At 37.5% G+C, this 23408-nt stretch carries 19 protein-coding genes and 1 tRNA gene; 12 read left to right on the top strand and 8 right to left on the bottom strand.

Going from position 1 to position 23408, the window contains the following annotated elements; genetic code table 11:
• The first annotated feature begins 10 nt into the window (after positions 1–10).
• Both MKL62_RS17870 and MKL62_RS17865 read left to right on the top strand, forming a co-directional pair.
• A complete protein-coding gene (locus MKL62_RS17870) occupies positions 11–841 on the top strand; it encodes a peptidoglycan DD-metalloendopeptidase family protein (RefSeq protein ID WP_005128169.1) in 831 nt (276 codons plus the stop codon).
• 101 nt (positions 842–942) lie between these two features.
• A complete protein-coding gene (locus MKL62_RS17865; RefSeq protein WP_000886770.1) occupies positions 943–1872 on the top strand; it encodes a LysR family transcriptional regulator in 930 nt (309 codons plus the stop codon).
• A gap of 57 nt (positions 1873–1929) precedes the next feature.
• On the opposite strand, the gene MKL62_RS17860 is transcribed toward MKL62_RS17865, so the two are convergent.
• Positions 1930–4548 carry a Lon protease family protein gene (locus MKL62_RS17860; protein ID WP_000192284.1) on the bottom strand — a complete coding sequence of 873 codons (2619 nt, stop codon included), beginning with the start codon at positions 4546–4548 and terminating at the stop codon, positions 1930–1932.
• A 166-nt stretch (positions 4549–4714) separates the two neighbouring features.
• Here MKL62_RS17860 and MKL62_RS17855 point away from each other — a divergent pair, with 166 nt between their 5' ends.
• The 4 genes from MKL62_RS17855 (at position 4715) to rpmE (ending at position 8831) form a co-directional block, all read left to right on the top strand.
• On the top strand, positions 4715–6904 hold the full coding sequence (locus MKL62_RS17855; protein WP_005128171.1) for an AmpG family muropeptide MFS transporter: 2190 nt from the start codon (positions 4715–4717) through the stop codon (positions 6902–6904).
• A gap of 2 nt (positions 6905–6906) precedes the next feature.
• Positions 6907–7308 carry a lactoylglutathione lyase gene (gene gloA, locus MKL62_RS17850; protein ID WP_001242511.1) on the top strand — a complete coding sequence of 134 codons (402 nt, stop codon included), beginning with the start codon at positions 6907–6909 and terminating at the stop codon, positions 7306–7308.
• 133 nt (positions 7309–7441) lie between these two features.
• A complete protein-coding gene (locus tag MKL62_RS17845) occupies positions 7442–8413 on the top strand; it encodes a bile acid:sodium symporter family protein (protein WP_001984712.1) in 972 nt (323 codons plus the stop codon).
• A 193-nt stretch (positions 8414–8606) separates the two neighbouring features.
• Positions 8607–8831: a 50S ribosomal protein L31 gene (rpmE, locus tag MKL62_RS17840; RefSeq protein ID WP_001200845.1), complete on the top strand. Its 225-nt coding sequence runs from the start codon at positions 8607–8609 to the stop codon at positions 8829–8831.
• Between the two features lie 62 nt (positions 8832–8893).
• Here the strand turns inward: rpmE and MKL62_RS17835 are convergent, their stop codons facing one another.
• Genes MKL62_RS17835 through epmB form a run of 3 tightly spaced genes read right to left on the bottom strand, consistent with a single transcriptional unit; the run spans position 8894 to position 13776 of the window.
• On the bottom strand, positions 8894–11002 hold the full coding sequence (locus MKL62_RS17835; protein ID WP_005128172.1) for an EAL domain-containing protein: 2109 nt from the start codon (positions 11000–11002) through the stop codon (positions 8894–8896).
• The gene (locus MKL62_RS17830) at positions 10999–12744 is read right to left on the bottom strand and encodes a cyclic-di-GMP receptor FimW-related protein (RefSeq protein ID WP_000981543.1); all 1746 of its coding nucleotides are present in this window, start codon (positions 12742–12744) and stop codon (positions 10999–11001) included. The genes MKL62_RS17835 and MKL62_RS17830 overlap by 4 nt, the downstream gene beginning before the upstream one ends.
• 15 nt (positions 12745–12759) lie before the next feature.
• Positions 12760–13776, bottom strand: coding sequence for an EF-P beta-lysylation protein EpmB (epmB, locus tag MKL62_RS17825; RefSeq protein WP_000611579.1), 1017 nt, complete (start codon positions 13774–13776; stop codon positions 12760–12762).
• A gap of 73 nt (positions 13777–13849) precedes the next feature.
• On the opposite strand from epmB, the gene efp reads away from it, so the two are divergent.
• The 5 genes from efp (at position 13850) to MKL62_RS17800 (ending at position 18897) form a co-directional block, all read left to right on the top strand.
• Positions 13850–14419: an elongation factor P gene (gene efp, locus MKL62_RS17820; protein WP_000035083.1), complete on the top strand. Its 570-nt coding sequence runs from the start codon at positions 13850–13852 to the stop codon at positions 14417–14419.
• Positions 14420–14585: 166 nt separating this feature from the next.
• On the top strand, positions 14586–16682 hold the full coding sequence (locus MKL62_RS17815; RefSeq protein ID WP_000380470.1) for a carbon starvation CstA family protein: 2097 nt from the start codon (positions 14586–14588) through the stop codon (positions 16680–16682).
• 2 nt (positions 16683–16684) lie between these two features.
• Positions 16685–16987 carry a YbdD/YjiX family protein gene (locus tag MKL62_RS17810; protein ID WP_001009533.1) on the top strand — a complete coding sequence of 101 codons (303 nt, stop codon included), beginning with the start codon at positions 16685–16687 and terminating at the stop codon, positions 16985–16987.
• 168 nt (positions 16988–17155) lie between these two features.
• Positions 17156–17232, top strand: a tRNA-Val gene (locus MKL62_RS17805).
• A gap of 258 nt (positions 17233–17490) precedes the next feature.
• Entirely contained in the window at positions 17491–18897 is a 1407-nt protein-coding gene (locus MKL62_RS17800; protein WP_230258783.1) for a molybdopterin-binding domain-containing protein, read from the top strand.
• 279 nt (positions 18898–19176) lie between these two features.
• On the opposite strand, the gene MKL62_RS17795 is transcribed toward MKL62_RS17800, so the two are convergent.
• Genes MKL62_RS17795 through MKL62_RS17780 form a run of 4 tightly spaced genes read right to left on the bottom strand, consistent with a single transcriptional unit; the run spans position 19177 to position 22139 of the window.
• On the bottom strand, positions 19177–19911 hold the full coding sequence (locus MKL62_RS17795) for a hypothetical protein (protein ID WP_005128191.1): 735 nt from the start codon (positions 19909–19911) through the stop codon (positions 19177–19179).
• A gap of 14 nt (positions 19912–19925) precedes the next feature.
• Positions 19926–20588 (bottom strand): hypothetical protein, encoded by a 663-nt coding sequence (locus MKL62_RS17790; RefSeq protein WP_005128192.1) that lies wholly within the window; start codon positions 20586–20588, stop codon positions 19926–19928.
• On the bottom strand, positions 20578–21027 hold the full coding sequence (locus MKL62_RS17785; protein WP_005128195.1) for a hypothetical protein: 450 nt from the start codon (positions 21025–21027) through the stop codon (positions 20578–20580). Before MKL62_RS17785 ends, MKL62_RS17790 begins: the two co-directional genes overlap by 11 nt.
• Positions 21028–21032: 5 nt before the next feature.
• Entirely contained in the window at positions 21033–22139 is a 1107-nt protein-coding gene (locus MKL62_RS17780; protein ID WP_005128198.1) for a hypothetical protein, read from the bottom strand.
• 874 nt (positions 22140–23013) lie between these two features.
• Here MKL62_RS17780 and MKL62_RS17775 point away from each other — a divergent pair.
• Positions 23014–23408: TetR/AcrR family transcriptional regulator (locus MKL62_RS17775; RefSeq protein WP_270899796.1), on the top strand; the 395-nt coding region annotated here is incomplete at its 3' end.

Below are 23408 nucleotides of genomic sequence, written 5' to 3'. Positions count from 1 at the left end.
AGGGAGATCGATGCATTTAACTGGGCAACAAAGCAGATTGCATATTCAAAGAGACAAAATAATGAAAATTATGATGTTGTCTGTAGCTGTAGGTTTTACTGTTGCAATGGCAGGATGTGCTTCTAAACCACAAATTAATAATAGTTCTCGCTATGCAATGGCTCCTAACTATTACACAGTCCGTTCAGGTGATACTTTAAGTGGTATTGCAATGCGTTATGGTCTGGACTATCTCAGTATTGCAGAGATGAATGGTATTGCACCGCCATATCGTATTTATGTTAATCAATCATTGCGATTGAAGAAATCTTCTTCACCAAGAACCGTGTCGACACAAGTCATGGCGCAACCGGAACCGATTAAGCGTCAAACAATTGCTTTACCGACAACCACTGCACCAACCACGACCACTCCGCCACCAGTAACTGTTGCGCCATCAACCAATACAACAGTCGGAGCGTCTATTCCAAGCTCAAGCTTACGTTGGGTGAAACCAAATAACGGTCCGGTTATTCAAGGCTTTAATTTGGCGAATAATGTCAAAGGAATCCGTTACGGTGGTAACCAAGGTGACCCGATTTATGCGGCGGCTGATGGTCAAGTTGTATACGCAGCCGATGGTCTGAAAGAATATGGTAACTTAGTTTTAATTAAACATATTGATGGTTACATCAGTGCGTATGCCCACAATAGCAAGATGATGGTGAAGAGTGGTGACAATGTAACCGCAGGCCAAAAGATTGCTGAAATGGGGTCTTCAGGGGCATCTCGCGTTATGCTTGAGTTCCAAATTCGCCTTGACGGTAAACCGATCAACCCTGCAAATCTTTTACCAAATTAGCTAATGCATTAAATATAGGTTTCCTCGTATAATACAATTGGTTGCTTTCATTACAACAATAAGCATTTTTTATAAATTTAGAATTAGATTTGAGGAAACCTATGTTAGATCAGCTTCGTGCGATGGGTGTTTTTGCTTGTGTGGTTGAAAAAAGTTCATTTAGTGGTGCGGCACGTGAATTAGGCATTACAACAAGTGCTGTAAGTCAGCAAATCCGTTCTCTTGAAAATGAAATGGATGTAATTTTATTACATCGTTCTACGCGAAAACTTAGTTTGACTGAGGCAGGGCAGGCTTTTTTCTCAAGTTGCCAAGAAATGTTGGCAGCAGCAGAAAGAGGCAAAATCAGAATCAATGAATTGCGAGATGATTTGATTGGTGACTTGCGTATTGCAACTACCCCTGATTTAGCGGTTCAGCACATTATTCCTGCTTTATCTCACTGGATGTCTGCCCATCGTGGTCTATCTGTTCATTTTGAAGTGGGGCATCGATATATCGATTTAATCGAAGAGCGAATTGATATTGCAGTGCGCATGAGTTCTACAGCGGTAGAAGAGAGCGACTCTGTTATTCCTATGGCTTTTGTCGATCAGATTTTGGTAGCCTCTCCCAGCTATCTCAATCAAACAAGCCCAATCTTGCATCCAAATGATTTAAACAACCATGAGTTGCTTTCTATCAATGCAATGAATGATTCACGTAGTTTTAATTTTCAGCACGCTAAAACTGGTGAAAAATTAAATATCGAGATGGCAAGCCGTTTGCAAAGTAATAATTTACAAGTGGCTAAAGCGCTATGCCAGCAAGGGCATGGAATTGCCAGAATTTTATATTTAGATGCTCAAAAAGAACTGAAGAATGGTTCTTTAATTGAAATCCTTCCAGATTGGAAACTCCCAGCTTTCACTTTATATGCAGAGATTGCAAAACACGATCAACAGCCAATGAAAATTCAACGTTGTGTCGAAGCGCTTAAGCAATACTTCAGCCAGTTGGCTGGCGGAAGAGCAATGCAGATTGTTCGTTAACTTTTATCTCATTCATAAAAAAGGGCTTGTTATTACAAGCCCTTTTTTATGTCAGTGTTATTTTTGCTTTAGCGTAGCAACTTCCTCTTGAGTTTCTTGAGGAAGATCATCGGCTGTGAGCTCTTCATGCTTTTTAATTTTTTTCTTATTTTTCTTTTTCTTCTTCGGCTCCTCTTCAACTTCTGCGCCATCTTCGATCGCTTGCCAGTACTCAAGTTGTTCCATTACAGCGGCATAAATAGAATGCTTACTGTATTTGCCTTTTTTGTCGAGGGTACCAACAGGGCGAGCCATTAAAATCTCAAGTGCTTGATCAATTGTATCAATTGCATGGATATGGAATTGGCCCTCTCGTACCGCATCAATCACATCTTGACGTAGCATTAAGTGTTGCATGTTTTGGCGTGGAATAATGACACCTTGTTTGCCAGTTAGACCTTGTAGCTTACATGCATCATAGAAGCCTTCAATTTTTGCATTTACGCCACCAATTGGTTGAACTTGACCTAACTGGTTCATAGAACCAGTAATTGCCCATGACTGATCAATTGGTAACTGGCTAATTGCAGAGATTAATGCAGAAAGCTCGGCAACGGTTGCACTGTCGCCGTCCACTTGTCCGTAACTTTGTTCAAAAGCCAGAGCAGCAGAAAAATGTAAAATTTGTTCACGGCCAAAGTGAGCTTTTAAGAAGCTGGACATGAGTAACACGCCTTTGGCATGCAATGAACCGCCTAGTTCTACACTACGTTCAATATCAAGAATATCGCCACCGCCTTGATAAACCGAGGCAGTTAAACGTGAAGGTAAACCAAACTCAACATCTGCATAGTGAATGACAGAGAGGGCATTAATTTGACCTAAACGATGGCCAGAAGTTTCGATTAACTGGGTTCCACGCGATAAATCTTGCCAGTAAAGTTCTCTTAAATAGCCTAAGCGATATTGTCGGTGTTGTAGAGCAAGGTTAATGTGCTGGTCGGTTACCATCTTATCATTGGCTTTAAATGCATGATGATGCGCTTCACGAATAAGATCACCCAACGTTGAAGCATGTAACGACAAGGAGCTTTGGTCTTCGGCCTGACGGCTTGAGTCTGTCAGTAATGCCGCTAGAGCACTGCGGTCAAATGGAAGCAGTTTATCGGCTTGTACATAGTCAGCAATCAGCTGCATATAGGCTTGTTCATTTTCGTCATTACGTTGTAATGTATCGGTAAAATCTGCTCGAATTTTAAATACGCTACCAAGCTCTGGTTCTACTTCTAAAATTTCATAATAAATCTCAGGCTCTGCCATCAGTACCACTTTAATATCAAGTGGAATAGCAGCAGGCTCTATCGAGATACTGCCGGTTAAAGTCAACATATGTTCAAGAGAAGAGAGCTTGAGTTGGCCCGATTTTAAGGCACGCTTTAAACCTTGCCATGCATAAGGCTGTTCGAGTAATTGCTCGGCCTCAAGCATTAAAAAACCACCATTGGCTTGATGTAGGGCACCGGGACGAATAAGAGTGAAATCTGTAGTAATTGTGCCGTTGTGGGTGAGTTGTTCTACATGACCCAGCAAGTTGTAGTGGGTTGGAAAATCTTCAAAAATAACCGGTGCACCGCTATTTGGTTTGTTTGAGACAATCACATTTGCTTGATAACGCGCCGGTACGCGATTGAACATAGCAGGAGCAAAGTCATCTTCTTCTTGTTCTAAAATTAACTCAACATTGTCAATGATATCTTGAGCATACTGTTTTAAATAATCTTCAAGGCCTTTCACTTGCCCATATTTATTTAAAATTAAGTCCATGCGTGGCATAACCACTTGAGTGGCGATGTCTCGATTTAAAACAGAAACTTTGTCGCGTGCATCATCTTCTAAGTCGCCCAAATGCAAACCAAGACGCTCAAGCTTTTTATCCATATAGCGAATATTGGCTGCAATCTCAGCACGCTGTTTGCTATTTAAAGCGTCAATTTCTGTTTGAGTCAGTTCTTGAACCTGATTATCTTTTAACTGTACAGGTACAAAGCCATGTTTCTCATTTCGAGAAATCAATTTTAGATCAAGTTCTTCGCCTTCTTTTGTTAATTCGACAAGCGCTTGTTGCTGTTCATCACCAGTTTCCTGACGGATTCGCTCGATACGGTTATGATAAGTTTCTGCACTAAAACGACGTTCAAGCTGCTTTAAAATAATTTGCCAAGTTTGATGAAGAGTTTGTTGAAACTTGGTTCCTTGTCCAGCAGGGAAGCGTAGCGCAATAGGCTGACGGGCCTGTTTAAAGTTATAAACATATACCCAATCATCTGGAGTAGGCATTGTTTTGGCATGTTGTTGTAGTAAACGCTTAATCATGGTGCGTTTACCTAAGCCTGCAGTTCCTACCGCAAAAATGTTATAACCAGAGTAGGGTAAGGAAATGCCGGCTTCTACCGAAGCTTTGGCGCGGTCTTGCCCTAAAAAGTTGTTGAGCGGCTTGATGCGTTTTGTTGAGGCTGGAATATTTTCAAAATTTGGAATATGCGTAAGTTGTTCGGGTTTTAACGCTGTTTTATCTAAAGTCATTTTAATATCAGGTTGCTCAAAAGCTGAAGGAAATGCATTTATTGTGACGTTTGTGGTGTTTGTTTTAGCGAGTGATAAAGTTGAAGATGTCACTTGATCAAGTTTTTGTGTCACTGTTGATATCCAGCAAAAGAAAACGAAGGTTGAAGATTAAAGGTATACAGGTTTAGCATAAAATATCAAGCAAACTTGCCGTTTTTATCATCAAAACAAAACTTGATTGCATAAAGAATCTTGAAAGCAATTGTAAGAAGCGATTGAATAGGCGCATTTATAATTTATGGAAAATAAAAAACGAATGACCACACAAACCTCTGGTTGGGTCTCGGCGTTTAAAGCATTTTTAGACCGTCGTGCATTAATTATGCTATTTCTGGGTTTTTCTGCCGGAATACCCATTTTATTGATTTTCTCTAGTCTCTCTTTATGGCTAGGTGAAGCAGGCATTGATAAAAGTGCCGTCACTTTTTTCAGTTGGGCGGCTTTAGGATATTCCTTTAAATTTGTTTGGGCTCCCTTAATTGATGAGTTACCTGTACCAGTCTTAACTAAAGCTTTAGGCCGAAGACGTGCATGGTTGCTTATTGCGCAGTGTTTAATCGTACTTGCGATATGTACAATGGCTTTTGCCGACCCTGCTTTAGGTCACAGTTATCTTGTTCAAATGGCGGCAGGCGCAGTTTTACTTGGCTTCTCGGCTGCAACGCAAGATATTGTGATTGATGCTTATCGTATTGAGCTGGCTGAAACAGAAATGCAGACAGTGTTGGCATCAACTTATAATGCGGGTTACCGGATCGGTATGATTGTAGCTGGTGCTGGTGCATTATTCTTAGCGGCGCATTTGGGGACCGCAAAAGGAAATTATATTTACGAGGCTTGGAAGACGACCTATTTAACGATGGCAGCAGTCATGTTGGTCGGTATTATTACAACTTTACTCGTTCGTGAACCTAAAGTTGATCGTATATATAAAAACTATAAATCAAGTGATTATTACCGTCTGGTTTTAGTATTTTTTATTGCAGTTATTTCATTTGTCTTAACCTATATTTACTCAGGTCAAGTTACCGAAGCAATTTCAAAAGCTGGCAATATTCAAGATAGTGCTGCTTTATTTGGTTTAGAAGCTTTAAGGTTTTTAACGGCGACAGGCATTGCCATTCTAGCTGGTTATCTATTGGTTAAAATAGGTGTAGTGAACCAGCAAATGGCTAAAGAAACTTGGATTGCCCCAATTCTGGATTTCTTTAAACGTTATGGTGTCAAACTTGCCTTAGTACTTCTATTCTTGATTGGTTTCTTCCGTATTTCAGACATTATTGCTGGTGTGATTTCTAATGTCTTTTATCAAGATCTGAACTTTAGCAAAGAACAAATTGCTGAAGCCGTAAAAGTTTATGGTGTTATTTTCAGTTTGGTGGGTGGTTTCTTAGGTGGCTTATTAGCTCAACGTATGAACATCATGAAACTGATGTTCGTTGGTGCTGTATTGGCAAGCTCTACTAATCTCATTTTCATTGGCTTAGTAAAATCTGGAAAACCGCTTGATATGGTGGATGTCCAAATTGGGAATCACCATTATAAAGTGAAGCCAGATGAAGTGGGGTATTGGAAGCTCAAAGTGCCAAGCTCAAGTTTTAATGGCACCCAACAAATTGATGTCAAAGCTGGTTATGCTTTGCAAGATCAACAAGCCGAGACTATCGTTCGGGCTCAACCTCTAGTGACAACTCACTCTGAGAGTGTTCCTTTACAAATTTTACCTTTAATGGGAAGTGATCAGATATCGGCTAACTCTTCCGAAGGCAGTGTCGTGATTCGTGGGCAGTATTTTGGTAAAGCCTTATCACCTACTCAAAAGATTGTGGTGAATCTTGATGGACAAAATTTTGATGCAAAAATGACAGATCAAAAGGGCGTGTTTAACGCAGCAATTGATATGCAAAAATTATTGTCATCACCAAGTAAGCAACTTACTGCTTCAATTGTCGATGGAAATCAAAAAATATTATCGATTACTCACCCCTATGAAGTCGCTTCAAATTCTGTACCAAAACCTGAATTAGATGTGAATATCGATCCTTTACCGTACATTGATACTCAATCAGGTCAAGAAGTTGAGATTAGTGGTAAAGTCATTAAACCTTATAGCTCACTATGGCTTTATTTTGCCATTGTTGTTGATAACATGGCTTCAGGCTTAGCCGGTGCGGCATTTATTGCGTTCCTTTCAAGTTTGACCAGTGTGTCATTTACTGCTGTTCAATATGCGATCTTTAGCTCACTTATGACCCTTACCCCAAAACTTTTAGGTGGATATTCGGGTACCATAGTGAGTAATATTGGATACCCAAACTTCTTTTTGATGACCACAATGATCGGGATTCCAATCTTAATTTTAGTTGTTTGGGTTGGAAAACTGCTTAAAGATCATCAAACACATGACATAGAAAAGGCAGGTGAATAAACATGCGAATGCTTCATACAATGTTGCGAGTAGGCAATTTAGAACAATCTTTAAAGTTCTATACCGAAGTATTAGGGATGAAGTTACTTCGTAAGCGTGATTATGAAGAAGGTCGCTTTACACTGGCATTTGTTGGTTATGGCGATGAAGAAAATAATACCGTGCTTGAACTTACTCATAACTGGGATACCTCAAGTTATGATTTAGGAAATGGCTATGGTCACATTGCGATTGGTGTTGAAGATGCTTATAAAGCATGTGAAGAAATCAAAGCACGTGGTGGTAAAGTCGTTCGTGAAGCTGGCCCAATGAAGGGGGGTGTAACGGTGATTGCATTTGTTGAAGATCCGGATGGCTACAAAGTCGAGCTTATTCAACAAGACGCAAATGCTAGAAATAATTAAATAAATGACTCAGGCGCTTTAAGATTTAGGTCTTAAAAGTCTAGCTTTATTTTTATAGCCCAGTATGATGAAGGCTTGACCAAATGGTCAATTTATCAACTGGGCTTTTCTTTATCTAAAATAATCATAGGATGTGAACATGCTGAAGTTCTTGGCACTTGATCGATTTACAATTTTGTTGGTTGGCATGGTACTACTAGCAACTTTTTTTCCAGTCAGTGGTCAAGCTGCGCAGTATTTCAATACATTAACTACAGTCGCGATTGCTATTTTATTTTTCTTGCATGGTGCCAAGCTGTCTCGTGAGGCAGTCATTGAAGGTATTTTGCATTGGAAAATGCACTTACTGGTATTTGCAATTACGTTCTTTATCTTTCCTGCTATTGGTTTATTGGCTAAACCTATTCTTTTACCTCTATTAGGGCAGCAGCTCTATTGGGGTTTTTTGTTTATGTGTTTCTTGCCATCTACTGTTCAGTCTTCTATTGCATTTACTTCAGTTGCAAAAGGGAATGTGGCAGGGGCGGTATGTAGTGCATCTTTCTCAAACTTGGTAGGTATGTTTATTACGCCAGTTTTAGTCAGTTTCTTTATTTTAGGACAAAGTCAGCACGGATTTGATCCTACATCTTCAATTATACAAATTACTTTGTTGCTATTAGTGCCTTTTGTTTTAGGGCAATTACTTCGTCCCTATGTTTTTCCATATATGGCAAAAGTACCAAGTATTGTAAAAGCATTTGACCAAGGTTCAATTTTGATGGTGGTCTATGGCGCATTTAGTGGGGCTGTGGTTGCGGGGCTTTGGCATCAGGTGAGTTGGAAAACCTTACTGCTTTTGACCATTGCTTGTTCTGTTTTACTCACCATTATTATGCTGCTTGCACTTTATTTACCGCGCGCTTTTGGTTTTAACCGAGCTGATCAAATTACAGTGTTCTTTTGTGGTTCAAAAAAGACCTTGGCCAGTGGTGTACCTATGGCACAAATCTTATTTATTGGCCAACCTTTAGGTATGATTGTTTTACCAATTATGATCTTTCACCAAATCCAGTTAATGGTCTGTGGGGTAATTGCAAATTACTTGGCTAAATCCCAAGATTAATTCGCAAAAAAAATTTATATGGCGTATAATACTGCCCACTTGTTGTGCTTAGCTCTAACCCTTGAGGTTTCGGTGGGCCAAAAGAATGGTCTGTTGTGGTGTTGATCTGCTTGTAAAAGCTTTCCTCAATTTAATTGAGAGTGATCAATTGCGATGACAGCTTAAGCCTTTCTTCAATTAGGAGTAATCGACGATGCGCGCCGATATTCACCCAAAATATGAAAAATTAGTTGCAACTTGTTCTTGCGGTAACGTAATCGAAACTCGTTCTGCTTTAGGTAAAGAAACTATTTACCTTGACGTATGTTCAGCTTGCCACCCTTTCTACACTGGTAAACAAAAGAATGTAGACACTGGTGGTCGTATCGACAAATTCAAACAACGTTTTGCTGGTATGTCTCGCTCTATCAAGCGTTAATACTTCAAAACGAAACAAAAAACGGGCTTATGCCCGTTTTTTGTTTTTAATATACAAGACCATTATTGGTCTTGTACGTCTGTTAAGCGGTCAAGTTTTTTCTGAAAATAATCACCTTGTAGAAAGCGCGCTTCTACATTCCATGCATTGGCAAACAGGTTCATATCATTCAAGTGAGCTAATAAAATTCCAATCGGTTTTACAGTCAAATAGTTCAATATTTTTTCTTGTAAGTTATTAAGCCCTTGGTCTGAGCTTAATAGATCAGTTTTGCTGGACTGTAATTTTACAAGTTGAATATCAAGCTGCTGTAATATTGAATCGCTATACATAGAAGAAGCAAAATCTCGAATTGAAATTTCCGCACCATGTTGGCGTAAGCGAGCAATGTGCTGTTGAGCAATTGGAAGATAAGGCTGAAGAGCTTGTTCTGAAAATTGCAAAATCAGTGGGCTTTCAATTTTACTTCCGATAATAGTCAGTAGTTTGGAAATCAGCTCGGGGAATGTTTTATCTTTCAGCAAAATATCAATATTAAGGTTAATAATGAGTTTCGCTTTAGGATACTGAGCAATGAAATTATGAAGCTGTTTACACGCTTCTACCAATATCCAGCGGTCTAACTGAATTGAAAGTTCTGCATCTTCTTTAAGATCACTTAAATCATTTAAGTCATACCATTGTTCACCAGCAATAAAACCACTTGTCACTTCATAGTTATGAGTTTCTTGGTCATGCTTATCGTAAATTTGCTGGTACTTCAGATGTATTTCGCCCTGAGCTAGTTTTTGTCTTAATTGCTGGAGCAAAGAGGACTGAGGCGTATGGTCAAAATGTTCAATTGTTAAATCAAGAGGAACAGCTTCAATGCTCGGTGAAACCGTTTTTTCTACTGTTGGCATTACTTCAAGTTGAGGTGTAACCCGAGGTAAATCCTGTTTTTCAGCCTCGTTCAATAATGAGCTAAAAGAGTTCTCAGTTAAGGGCTGGTTGAGAAAAGCATAACCAAGCTTTAACTGTACTGAAAAGTTTTGCTCATTCACTTTTAACAAATGTTCTTTTTGCAAAGTTTGTAAACTCGTCAGCTGTGAGTTTAAAACTGAACTATTTTCGGCTTGTAAAATCCCCACATAACTACCCAAGTCGACTTGGAAAATCGGCATCTGTGCATGGTCTTTTAAAAAACCATGGAGCTGATTGAAATATTGTCCTAAAGTTTGCCAACCCTGTTGAAAAATTCGTTCTGGGCACTGGGCAAGTCTAAATAAAACAATTGCGTTTGCTTGGGCAGGGTGAGTCGATAAATGACGATTAATCTGCGGCCAAGCTGCACTCAACCCAACACTTTTTTCGGACGGAGTACTATTTGCTGGAGTAGTTAGATCAACTTGATAGTCGATGGTGAGTTGTACCGCGTCTTCTTCTTGGCTTGGAATAAACTCGAGTTTTAGCGCATTATTACCCGAAATAGCCTGATGCTGACTCTGGATTTCAAAGCGTGCCTGATCGAACTGGCCTAAAGAAATTTTCTTAAACCGCTGCTTAAAAACATTTAAATCGTTGGGTTGTAAGACATCTAAAATCGGCAATCCGATAATGTCTTCTTCTTGTTGAAAACCAAAAAGATTCAAATATTCGGTATTTGCCTTAATGTGGATGCCTTCTTGAAAAATAGCAACCGCTTTATGGCTGTTGTCGACCAGCGTTTGCGTATGCGTATGAATGGTATCAAGCTCGGCCAAAAGACGTTGTTCCGTCTGTAAAAGGCGGCTGTATGACAGTGCCCGAACCAAAGTAATATAAAAATAATCTAGCGGTTCTAATGGGACTACATCATAAATTCCTTTTTGAATATAGCTTTGATATTGCTGCGCTTGGTAATCGTCTGGCTGTAAAAGTAATATTGGAAGCTGCGGCTGTTCTGAGGCTTGAACAAGGGAGAGAGTTTGTTCAATTTTCAAATCATAGGCGCGACCAAAAATAATGACATCCCAAGATGTATTGAGCTGCTTTTCAAAACTTTTTAAATCATCAAGTAATAAGGCATTAACTTGATAATCATTCCCCAATAATAAATTTAAAATTTGGTTATAACGTAACTGGTTATCATCAATAATGAGTAAACGTATTTCAGTACGTTTTAACCTTTTAGATAGTAAAGAGTTTCTCACTTTAATGCTTCCCATAAATCTTGGCTATTCACGGTGTTATTCTTTTTCAACATGAACTGATCAAGCAGGTACTGTTGCTGCTCATTCAGAAGCTCAAATTGAAATTGAATAAAACTTTGAGTAATGAGTTGTGCTTTGAGTAGATACACTTTGATTTCTTCTGTCCCCAATCGTAAATGAATTGTTTGTTGCTCTCTAAAAATTTGAGACCCCGGTAAAATAAGCGTGTTTTGTATTTCTTCTAGGTTTTGAGTTTGTAGTAATAGTGCAGGGTGATAATTACGCGTATGACGCTCTGCCTGAATATGTACAGCGCAAGGGAACATGGCCTGTGAAAGAATTTCTAAACCCAGTTCCAGACTTTTTTCTGTAGATTGCTTAATCCAGCGAATTACACCGCCACGCCACTGACCATGTAGCGTTTCCTTCACCAAAATATATTCGCCAGTTCTTAAGTTTTTAGGTGCTTCGCCGGACCATTTAATACGATAGCCATTAACACTAATATCAAGCACGGTAGTTTGATAAATGGTTTTACTCTCACGGCTTAAGCGTTGATAAGACGAGGTTTGTTGTTCTTTTTTCTCTAAATTGGATAAGACTTTCGATTCACTTTGTAAATTATAGTTATTACTCAGTTGTAGCGTTTCTTCAAAGTTTTTGGCTTTAGATAAATAAAAATGTGCGGTACTTAAGCCAAAACAGATTTGTAAAGCTGCATTATATTCGTAACGCTCATGACGGCGCTGTGCTGTGGTGCCCAAAATCGTTTGAACGTGAAACTTTAATGCGGGACTTAAATAAATCTTTTCATTTTTAGACATATATTGAGCATTTTTATGCATGGTGGCAGTGACATGCTCAAGCAAAGCTTGCGTGCTAATAAAAATACTTGGATTGAAATTTGAACTTTGTTTTTTGTTATATACAGGCGGATGATCTTTAGTTGGGTCGACCACATACTTTGTTGAAGCAGTGTCTTTCGGCAAGATCTGAATCATGCGTGCCCAGTCAAAACTACATTGAAACAGGGCCTGAATTTCTGACTGGCGAATCTGATTGGTGTTAAAAATATCTAATAAAATAAGCTGAGCATAAGCCTGCGTAATATTGGCTAACGGGTGCTGTACACCTTGAATATGATTAATATTGGTTAAATGATATTTGTATTGAACCGCTGTTTCATAAAGCTGGTGGGCAATTAACCATTGACCTTTGACAGGTTCGCTATAGAGCATATGCTGTTGATATAAAAGATTGGTCAACTGCTGCAATGCGTGGAATGTCGCCAGAATTCGTGCGGTTTGTAAATTTTTCTTTTGTTTAAAAGAGAATAAAGAAAACTTCTGCTTTTGTAGCTGTTCGTGGCTTGTTTGCGCAATATTTAAATAAATACTGGCAAAATAACAGCGCAGAAGCATAGCCAGTTCAATAATGTGCTCGTTACGGTCGGTACTAATGACGCCTTGGTTAAAGAAGTTTTTTTCTAAACTCGCCAACACATTATTAATGGTTGGGTGAAGTGTCTGAATTAAGTCAAAGCGTAAGGTTTCACTACAATTTAACTCATTCAGCTCCAAAATTGCTGTAAATAGCGCTTTTGAAGTATCACCCAATTGCATAATAGAAAGGGTAGTGACCCACTCATTAAGATCTTTAATGTTGGCTTCACAAAAGCTTAACCGTTCACGAGTAAGTGCGGTTTGATTGTGAAAAATGTCCGAAAGTGCATTATTCATCATCACTTATTATATAACTCAAAAAGTTGTAGCCCCAAAAAGCGGTGTTTTATTCTTTTCGCCCGCAATTTCCCTGACGAGTTTAGGAACCAAATATCCTGGTAGGCTCGCTAACACGTCTTGATATATCGCATCTATTTCAGATGGTATTAAATCAAAATGTTGTGCGCCTTTTACTTTATCTAATACATGTAAGTAATATGGCATAACGCGAGCTTCAAATAGACGATAACTTAAATCAGTTAAAGTTTGAGCAGAATCATTCACCCCTTTAAGCAATACTGCCTGATTTAGAACAGTAATGTGGTGTTCAGATAGCTGCAACAATTTTGAACAAGTAAAGTCATCGAGTTCAGAAGCATGGTTTGAGTGTACCACCAGAATAATACGCAGCCTACTGTTTTTTAATAAAGAAATAAGCTCTTCGTCGATACGGTTTGGAATGACAATTGGAACGCGTGAATGAATTCTCAGAATCTTCACTTGTTTGAGAGATGATAAACGTTCTAGCCAAAGCGCTAATTTACGGTTAGAAAGCGTAAGAGGGTCACCTCCGCTTAAAATCACTTCGTTAATATCGGGGTTCGACTCGATATAATTTTTAATGTTTAGCCAATCTTCATTTTTAGGTAAATTTTCCTGATAAGGAAAGTGACGGCGGAAGCAGTAACGGCAATGGACCGCACATGCACCGGTCAAAGTCAGTAAAAAACGAGATTTATATTTATGTAAAACACCCGGTAACTGATTGGCTGCTTCTTCACCTAAAGGGTCGGTGACAAACTCAGGATGTTCCTCAAGTTCTAAATGATGTGGCAACACTTGGAGTAAAAGCGGATCAAGAGGATCTTTAGCGTTCATTTTTCCGACGAACGCACGCGGAACACGCAATTTAAACTTTTCAGAAGCCAGAATCGCCCCTGATAATAGCTGATCAGTGGATAACTCGAGCAGGTTCAACAACTCTAAAGGATCGGTAATAAGGTCACTGAGTTGTGATTGCCAGTTTTGCTCTTGGTGTAAATAGTTTATCATGCGACACGATTAAGATAATGCAACAGCGCATTATATCGCATAGTTGACTTGTTAAGTTTGGAGTGTGCCAGTCATGGCCAATTATTCTACAAATGATTTCAAGCCAGGCCTTAAGGTCATGCTTGATAGTAACCCATGTTCAATCATGGAAAACGAATACGTAAAACCGGGTAAAGGCCAAGCGTTCAACCGTGTAAAATTACGTAACCTTAAAACTGGTAAAGTTTTAGAAAAAACTTTTAAATCTGGTGATACTTTAGAAGCTGCTGACATCGTAGAAGTAGAAATGAACTACCTATACAACGATGGCGAAATGTGGCACTTCATGGACCCAGAAAGCTTCGAACAAATTGCAGCTGACAAAACTGCAATGGGTGATGCTGCTAAATGGTTAAAAGACGACTCAAATGAAACATGTACAATCATGTTATTCAACGGCGTTCCTTTAAACGTAAATGCACCTAACTTCGTTGTGTTGAAAGTTGTTGAAACTGATCCGGGCGTACGTGGTGATACTTCTGGCGGTGGCGGTAAGCCAGCTAAGCTTGAAACAGGTGCGGTTGTTCGTGTTCCGTTATTTGTTCAGCAAGAAGAAAGCGTTCGTGTAGATACTCGTACTGGTGAGTATTTAGAGCGTGCATAATAGTTAAAAAATAAACTATTATCGAAGGGATGATGTCAATCATCCCTTTTTTTATGCGAAAGTATAAGAGGAAAAAGAACAAAGGAGGAGTAGAGTCACAAGGATTGAGCAGAGAACAGTACATAACAATATAAAACTGCTGTAATTATTTATTGAGAGGTTAAGAATGGACACAATGCAAGCGAAATCTACGCTTCCCTCCAAACTGGTCTGGAGCCTAGTAGCAATTATAGGTGCTATTTCTTTCGGGATGCTGGCGCTAAGTCGTGGTGAACATGTTAATGCAGTATGGTTGGTACTGGCAGCTGCATGTGTGTATAGCATCGCATATCGATTTTATAGTCTATTTATTGCAACTAAAGTATTTGAATTAAACCCGAGACGGTTAACTCCTGCACATCGTTTAGCCGATGGCTTAGACTATGTGCCAACAAATAAGTATGTACTGTTTGGACACCACTTTGCCGCGATTGCCGGCGCAGGGCCATTAGTCGGGCCGATTTTGGCTGCACAAATGGGCTTTTTACCGGGCACCATCTGGTTATTGGTTGGTGTGGTTCTGGCGGGTGCGGTACAAGACTTTCTAGTTTTATTTATATCAACACGCCGTGATGGCCGTTCACTGGGTGAAATGGCAAAGCAGGAGCTTGGACCTTTTGCCGGTATTGTGGTCATGTTGGGCGCACTTGGGGTAATGATTATTATCCTTGCGGTATTGGCTTTAGTTGTTGTGAAAGCACTTGCACATAGTCCGTGGGGTGTCTTTAGTATTGCAGCCACTATTCCAATTGCATTGTTCATGGGCGTTTACATGCGCTTTATTCGTCCGGGACGCATTGCGGAAGTTTCAATTATTGGCTTCGTTTTAATGATGCTGGCAATTGTGTATGGTGGACATGTTGCCGCAGATCCATATTGGGGTGAGTTCTTCACTTTAACTGGAACACAGCTCACTTGGTGTCTCATCATTTATGGTTTTATCGCATCGGTACTACCAGTTTGGTTGTTATTAGCACCACGTGATTATTTATCTACTTTCCTTAAAATCGGGGTTATTCTTGGTTTGGCAGTCGGTATTGTGATTGCATTGCCTGACCTTAAAATGCCTGCTGTTACCCATTTTATTGACGGTACAGGTCCGGTTTTCTCAGGTAGCTTATTCCCGTTCTTATTTATTACTATTGCCTGTGGTGCCATTTCTGGTTTCCATGCGCTGGTATCGAGTGGTACGACACCAAAACTTGTTGATAACGAAGTTAATATCCGCATGATCGGTTACGGCGGTATGCTTATGGAGTCTTTTGTCGGGATCATGGCGATGATCTGTGCGACAGTATTAGACCCAGGTGTGTACTTCGCGATTAATGCACCAGCAGCAGTGCTCGGCACAACCGTAGAATCTGCAGCGGAAGCTGTACGTAATTTAGGCTTTGTTGTTACGCCTGAAATGTTGACGGTTTTAGCTCAAGAAGTGGGTGAAAGCTCAATCCTTTCACGTACAGGTGGTGCGCCTACCTTTGCTATTGGTATGGCTCATATCATTTCTGAAATCTTTAACAGCCGTGCCATGATGGCATTCTGGTATCACTTTGCGATTTTATTTGAAGCATTGTTCATTTTAACTGCGGTAGATGCAGGAACACGTGCTTGTCGTTTTATGGTGCAAGACACGGTTGGTATTGTTATTCCGGCGGTTAAATCTTCAGGTTCATTCTTTGGTAACTTGTTAGGTACAGCCGTTGCGGTAGGTGGATGGGGCTTCTTCGTCTATCAAGGTGTGATTGATCCACTTGGCGGCGTCAACTCATTATGGCCTCTATTTGGTGTGGGTAACCAAATGCTGGCTTCGATGGCACTTATTTTGGGTACCGTGATTCTGTTCAAAATGAAAAAAGAAAAGTATGTGTGGGTGACGATCATTCCAACCATTTTCTTGTTCATTACCTGTATGACAGCAGGGTGGCAGAAGATTTTCCACGAAAACCCGAAAATCGGTTTCTTGGCTCAAGCACATAAATTCTCCGATGCGATTGCTCGTGGTGAAATTCTTAAGCCTGCAAAAACCATTGCCGAAATGCAAACTATTGTGATGTCGAACCAGATTAATGCTGCACTTTGTGGGTTCTTTATGATTGTATCGATTGTCATGATTATTGCCTCAATTGGTATTGTTCGTCGTGCTTTAGCAAGTCCAACACCGACTGTAAATGAAGCGCCTGCGGTATATACCGATCCTGAAGTGGTTACCACTCGAGGAGAATAAAGATGAATTTTAAATTTGCAAAAAATGGTACTGTCATTATTGCGAAAATCATCAAAATGACCGTGCTTTCGCAAAAAGAGATATTACTCTCACCAAAGAACTGGTCACGTATCGCAACCTTGTGGCAGCGTTTACAGCAAAGCTTCCGTCTCATGGTTGGTGTGCCGGACTATCAAACGTATCTGGAGCATATGAAAGCCCATCATCCAGATTTAACGCCTATGGATGCACAAACTTTCTATCGACATTGTGTTGATGCAAGATACCCATCTGCAGGTGGTACTTTGAAGAAGTGCCCTTGTTAAGTTGACCTTGATATTTGGCTAAATAAAGACGGTATGTGGTTGAACCATGTACCGTTTTACTTTTTGGGAAATGAAAAAGAGTTTGCTCAAAGTCTGCTCATTTGTATTTTTTTCACTGGTAAATCACTTGTTTTGCTTTTGAAAAATGAATATGATGCTTTCCATCTTAGGCGTATAGCTCAGTTGGTTAGAGCGCTACGTTGACATCGTAGAGGTCTCCAGTTCGAGTCTGGATATGCCTACCAAGATTTAAAGTCATATAAACTCGGATAGCTTTATATGACTGAAAAAGCCCTAGACTATAATGGTTTAGGGCTTTTTTTATTGGTTTTATAATTTAATTTCAGTTTCTGTATTAGCCTAAAAGAGCAATTTCATTTCCTAAAAGGCTGAAGCAGTCAGGAGCTTTATTCAATATTGAATGTTTTAGATAACGATAAATTCTTTATTAATAACTAAAAACTAATGAAGTACCTCCTATTTGAGGTACTTTTAGGATCTATATATGCAAAAAAAAACTGCCAATACCAGATAACTTACCAAATCATTTAACGGATATTTTTTATCACATCAATATAAGTTTGCCTAAAGGCGATTTAAAAGAAACTGTAAAGTTAGATGAAGCTATAAATCAACTTAACGCAAGTGATGTATATGCTGTACAGGATTATCCTCTGCATAATTTATCTGAATATGCGGGTTGGGCTATTAATTCAGAAATAACTCAAACTGCGAGTATAGAAAGCCCTTTATTCATTGCCAATTGGTACTACTGGGGGCAACAGCTTTATAGATCTATTAATCCGTATAAATTAGACCTAAAAACTTCAAGTTTGTTAGAAATTCCTGCTTATACAAAATTACCAGAGTCTTTAGATTCAGTGATTGCTGAACAAGATGAAAGACTTGATCTTTCTGACACTAATGCCAAAAAGATTACTGGCCCTATCTTTGCCATGCATGGTGTTATTCCTAAGGGCAGCATATTTAAACAAGGCGATGTGATTCTAAAAAAAGATGAGAGGTTAACTCCTGAAAAACTAATTATCTTAAGACGGGCAGGGATCAAAGAATTAACTATTTATAAAAAACCAAAAATTCTTATTGTAAGTATGCATTCTTTTGATAAAGAAGAAATGAGTGAGGAAAGTCTGTATGTTAAAGATGTTTTGAAAACATGGGGCTATGAGCAGGTAGAAATCAAATCACTTAAACCTGAACGTTACGATGCTGCATTTAATAGTCTTAAAAAAGATAATAATTCGGCTTTAGATGAGTCATTAACGACAAGCAGGGACGATTATATAAAGTTCTTTGAAGAACAGACTATGAATTTTGATGTCATTCTTTGTTGTACATATCAAAATAGTCGTTCCGCTTTATTTCAGCTTGAGAAACTTCCGATCTTTGATCAAAGCAGTATGTCAGCGGCTTTGAATACTCGTTGTATGCCTGGTAATGAAATTAAAATTCTCAAGGGTAAAGATAGAACGCCACCTAGTCGTGAGACAGTTCAGATTTATGATGAGAACGGTAATCACAAAGGTATGCGTGTAGTCGTTACAGAAGACAAAGCGACTATTATTAACTTACCGGGTGATATCCAAGATATTGTGATTCTGATGCATGCTTTTGTGAAATATATTTTAAATAAACACATCTCAGACTTTTTTGATCATGCTTATTTCAAAGGTAAAACGGACATAGAGATTGTTCCTGATGCAACAAATAGAAAATTGTTATGGGGTCATTACAAGGCTCACGAAAGTGGGGAATATATATTAGAAATTATTGAACAGCAGCCATATCAAATAGAGCCACCTCTTAGTGCAAATTGTATTGTAATGGTTCCGTTTCAAGAAAAAGTAATTGCCAAAGGCAATGATTTATATTTTATGAAAATAGATTGAATCTAATTTCTATGTATAACTTAATTGGGCGATGTAACCTCACAAATATGTAAACTTTTCTTATGTTAAAAGGTTAGATCGTCCAAAGCTTATTGTATAAAAAAATCATATAAACTCGAGTAACTTTATATGAATTGAAAAGCCTTAAAATATAATGGTTTAGGGTTTTTTATTGATATAAACAACTTATTAAACTGATTAGAAAATCGTTATTAAATTAGGGTAGAACAAATTAGCAATTCCTTTAAATAAATAAGTATTTAAAAATAAGAGAATTATTTAAAATTTATTTAAAGACTTTTTACCTAGTCTAATCCATTCATCTATATTTTTTTCTTTTAAGTCTCTTTCTATAATTAATTTCTGAAGTTCATTTCTCTTTTTAACTGCAATATTATACTGATGCTTAACTAAATCAATAAATTTTAAATCTTCAAATTGATTGAATGCATCCGGTTGGTTAAGTTCTGTAAAAATATCAAATATATGATATGCATTTCTTTGTTGGGGAAATACTAGTGCAACTTCTACAGATTCAATTCTTTCAGCTCCACTGTGAGCAGCGAAATTATGTCGTTGTTTAATGATTTCTATATGAAGCTGAATAAATTTTTCATCAATATTTCTTTGACTCAACTGTGCGTTACGTCCTTCACATTTGGTAAAACATTTTCCATAAAATATTAATGAAGCTATATATAAGCCTTTTATAATATTATATTTTTCTCTATCAGTTGAAATATATCCTCCTTCAACTTGTTGAATACCTTCTTGCATTTTTTCTATGGTTTCTAACCAAACTATTGTACTTCTAAGATCTTTTTCAATTAATGCATATCCAGCTAATTGCTGTGCTAGTCTACTATTTAATGTAATCCTGTATGCTTGTTTATTTTTATAAAAATATTTACGAATCCCACTACAATCTTTATTTGGATTAACTATTTCATGAATTAAAAAACCATTACTTGATTTAGTTTTTCTCCATTTTTTAGGTTGAATATTATTTTTCATCTATACACCAGAAGTTATTTAGATTTAAGATTTAAGATACAATGTCTTACTTTATAACCAGAAAGGCCTGAATGAGGATGTATTTGAGTACTATAAAAAATATTTTTATTTTCATCAGGCCATTCAAGAGTTAGCCCTTGTAAGTTTTGATTCCTAGTAGAATCTTTACTAGCTTCCGCTAAATCCTCATACCAAATTTTTAACATTTGATTTGTATTGTAATCTGTATCAACAGCATATATTAAGACACCACCACAATTTGCATTATCCTCACCTGTAGAATAATCTTCCAATAATTGTTTAAAACCACCTTCTATTTTGCTAACACCTTTCCAAATTTTAGATTCACCTAGCCATTTAAATGGGAAGCCTGAAACTTCAACATGTATATCTACATGTCCATTGTCAAACTTATCGTGTACTGCATCATAATTTAATAATTTTAAATCACGAACTATTTGAGTATTAATATCATCTTCAAATACTTTAAAAACTGCTTCATCAGAGTTTACGTCTGGATATTTTTTTACTGTTAATTTACGACTAGCTTGAATTTCTCTTAAAATTCCATCTAAGTCTGAATATAGTAAATCAACAAAATCTTGATAGGATGCAGGATTTAACCTAGTCATGAATTTAATAACGCGGGGATCTAAAATACCTTGATTAGTGAGCATATAATTTACTCACAAAAAAATCTGATGGAGAAAAGTAGGTTAATACTTGTTGGTTAAAATCTTCGGCAGTTAAGATTTGCCCGCTCAGCGGATGAATATAGTCACCACTAGCTATAGATTTTAATATTTCTCTAATATCATCGTCGTCGATAATAGTTTCATATCTGTCTATAACAGAGTTATATGCTTCAAATTTTTGAGTCAAAACATTTATATTTTTCTTAGTTAAGTGGAATACAGCACTATAAAATATATCTTCAGAAATCGAATGATCTACTTGTTTATAGAGATCGACAAAAGTTAAATGGGTCTTCTTTGTTGGTGCGATAGATACATAATCGATCAAATTTAGACACGCACTCAGCATCTCAGTCGAAACATCTTCTAACTGTGTTTCAAGCTTATTTTTAAGCTCTAATAAATATTGAGAGCGTGCCATTCATCTTACCTTAGTGTTAAAAGTTTATTGAGAACAAACTCAATATCTTCATAAGAACGAGATCCTATTATAAAGGCATTATATAGATGGCTGCCATTAATATTGCTTAACGCGTTGTAACTACTATTTAATGAAATTTCTATATCTCGATCATAGTATTTTTTACTTATTCTATAAGGCGTAATTGTTTCATCAAGTTTAACGCCATCAATTTCTGTGTTTTTTAAACCATTTACACCCGATTCATGATAGGTCACCTGACGAATATCAACACTGTCTCCACGTAACTTTTCATGGTGAGCTGTACCTTCAGTTGTGGTGAAGTAGATCTCTGTGACTCCACTAACTTTATCCACTGTTTCATCATAAAACTTCTGGATGCAAGGGAAAAGGTCCAACGGGGAAGAAAGGAAATCGTATTTTTCGATGATTTCTAAACCTAACTCTTTTTTTATAAAATGTGAAAAATTACTATGAATAACGTTAAGTTCATTTCTTGGCATTATTCGTGCCAAATCAATTAATACAATTAATATTTGTCTTTCTATATCAATAACTACAGAGTCAAAACATGTTAACTCGGTGGTTTTGAAACCAAAAACTTGACTATATAACTCACTAATATTGTCTTTCAAATCAGAGGAGTCAATTTCCTGTCTAACAGTTAATTCGCGTACTTGTGAAAATTGATAAGAGATTATTAGATCTTCCCTAATATCATTTCTTCGTAAAGGATAAAATGTTCTCTTATTAACTTGTGATTCAATTTCAGGATTCGGTTGGTATTTCTCAAAAATCGTGTCTAATTTCTTTTTAATTTCATCAATATTTTTAACCTCTTGATAAACAGTAAGAAACTTGTCATCAAATAAAATATGTCTATTAACAGTATCTGAAATTTTTTCTTGTAACTTTTCTAACTTATCTAAGTCATAGATTGCTGCCAGCTTCTGTTGTAAATCAGAAAATTTTCTTCCACTTAAATTTCTGCCAAAGCCTTTAAATATTTTTTGAAATTCCTTTAATGACATTGTTCGCTCTTCAGCTATATCCAAAGAAGAAGCAATAATCTCTCTTACATCATCTGTATCGTAATTTTGGTCGTCTGACATGTAGAAACTCTAATTAGTTTAAATTTAAAGTGGTATTTAAGTTTGTTTAATAATTAAACCATACGATTATTGATTTTAAAATATATACTTTTAGATAATATTTTTTTGGAAAACTTAAACTATGCTTATGAATTGGTTAAACAAAAATAATTTTAATTTTACTAGCTAACACTCATCTAATTATTCATCATCTTATAATTGGCACATCCATTTTTCTTAAGAATACTTTTACCTGATATAGCATGCAACAACCCAAAGTTCTACTAATCCTCAACCCACCTTTATAAACCCATCTTAAACAATAACTTATTCATTATTTAGCCTTACTTTTTTAATGATCTAAATTAAAACAAATGTCATTTTGTGTGCTTGACTGCAATAAATGTGAAGCTTATCCTTTGCCTGCTGGCCACATTGCCAGTCGGTTTTAGCAGACCGTGATGAAAGATCGCATCAGAGTTATTCCATCTGAGGGATACTCTTATGTGTAAACTCCTAGTCTCCTCCCGTAGCGGTAGGACGGGAGAGGGACACCTACGGGTGTGCTGGTTATATCTTTCACCAGTCTGCTAACCCTTTCTCGTTCTGCCACCATAATTTTAATGCTTTGGCAGAACTCCCAATAAAAAGGAGTTGGCTTTGCACATCCATTATTTCTTGGCAGCCTTTGCCAAAAGCTATAACGACACCACATAAACCTTAAAGCAGTTTGAGGGCTATTAGCGCTTTCAGACTTTAAATCGTCACAACCAAAAACTTAGCAACAATAAAACTTGAGATGTGCCAAGCACAGTCTTTATAGGCTTTGCTGTGCCTTTTTTCTCCCAAAAAAGTATCTCATTTACAAACAACAAGAATTTATAACGGTAAAACTATGCCAAATTTAATTCTCCCAACACGTGCCTTATACGTTGTACATAAAGCAATTGATCTGTTTCATCACCGTGGATTTCACCTTATTGGGGTCGACAGAATAGTGAGAGAATCAGAGATTACAAAAGCGACTTTTTATAATTATTTTCACTCTAAAGAAAGGCTTATTGAAATCTGCCTCATGGTGCAAAAAGAAAAGCTCCAAGAAAAAGTAGTCGCAATGGTCGAATATGACTTAAGCACTCCTGCCATCGATAAACTCAAAAAGCTTTACTTTCTACATACCGATCTAGAAGGGCCGTATTACTTATTATTTAAAGCCGTTTTTGAAATTAAAAATAGCTATCCCAACGCTTATCAATCCGCAGTGCGCTATAGAACATGGCTAAAAAATGA

The organism is Acinetobacter sp. AOR01_HL (genome assembly GCF_027855455.1).
Classification (GTDB): Bacteria; Pseudomonadota; Gammaproteobacteria; order Pseudomonadales; family Moraxellaceae; genus Acinetobacter; species Acinetobacter baumannii.
The sequence above is the reverse complement of the archived record's forward strand: the minus strand, read 5'-3'. Positions and strand labels throughout refer to the sequence as shown.

Bases quoted from the DNA above. Each gene is read 5' to 3' on its own strand.
- MKL62_RS17855 (WP_005128171.1), top strand. From the start codon at position 4,715: ATGGAAAATAAAAAACGAATGACCACACAAACCTCTGGTTGGGTCTCG.
- gloA (WP_001242511.1), top strand. From the start codon at position 6,907: ATGCGAATGCTTCATACAATGTTGCGAGTAGGCAATTTAGAACAATCT.
- MKL62_RS17785 (WP_005128195.1), bottom strand. From the start codon at position 21,027: ATGGCACGCTCTCAATATTTATTAGAGCTTAAAAATAAGCTTGAAACA.
- MKL62_RS17865 (WP_000886770.1), top strand. From the start codon at position 943: ATGTTAGATCAGCTTCGTGCGATGGGTGTTTTTGCTTGTGTGGTTGAA.
- epmB (WP_000611579.1), bottom strand. From the start codon at position 13,776: ATGATAAACTATTTACACCAAGAGCAAAACTGGCAATCACAACTCAGT.
- MKL62_RS17795 (WP_005128191.1), bottom strand. From the start codon at position 19,911: ATGAAAAATAATATTCAACCTAAAAAATGGAGAAAAACTAAATCAAGT.
- MKL62_RS17810 (WP_001009533.1), top strand. From the start codon at position 16,685: ATGAATTTTAAATTTGCAAAAAATGGTACTGTCATTATTGCGAAAATC.
- rpmE (WP_001200845.1), top strand. From the start codon at position 8,607: ATGCGCGCCGATATTCACCCAAAATATGAAAAATTAGTTGCAACTTGT.
- MKL62_RS17830 (WP_000981543.1), bottom strand. From the start codon at position 12,744: ATGATGAATAATGCACTTTCGGACATTTTTCACAATCAAACCGCACTT.
- MKL62_RS17815 (WP_000380470.1), top strand. From the start codon at position 14,586: ATGGACACAATGCAAGCGAAATCTACGCTTCCCTCCAAACTGGTCTGG.
- MKL62_RS17790 (WP_005128192.1), bottom strand. From the start codon at position 20,588: ATGCTCACTAATCAAGGTATTTTAGATCCCCGCGTTATTAAATTCATG.
- efp (WP_000035083.1), top strand. From the start codon at position 13,850: ATGGCCAATTATTCTACAAATGATTTCAAGCCAGGCCTTAAGGTCATG.
- MKL62_RS17870 (WP_005128169.1), top strand. From the start codon at position 11: ATGCATTTAACTGGGCAACAAAGCAGATTGCATATTCAAAGAGACAAA.
- MKL62_RS17780 (WP_005128198.1), bottom strand. From the start codon at position 22,139: ATGTCAGACGACCAAAATTACGATACAGATGATGTAAGAGAGATTATT.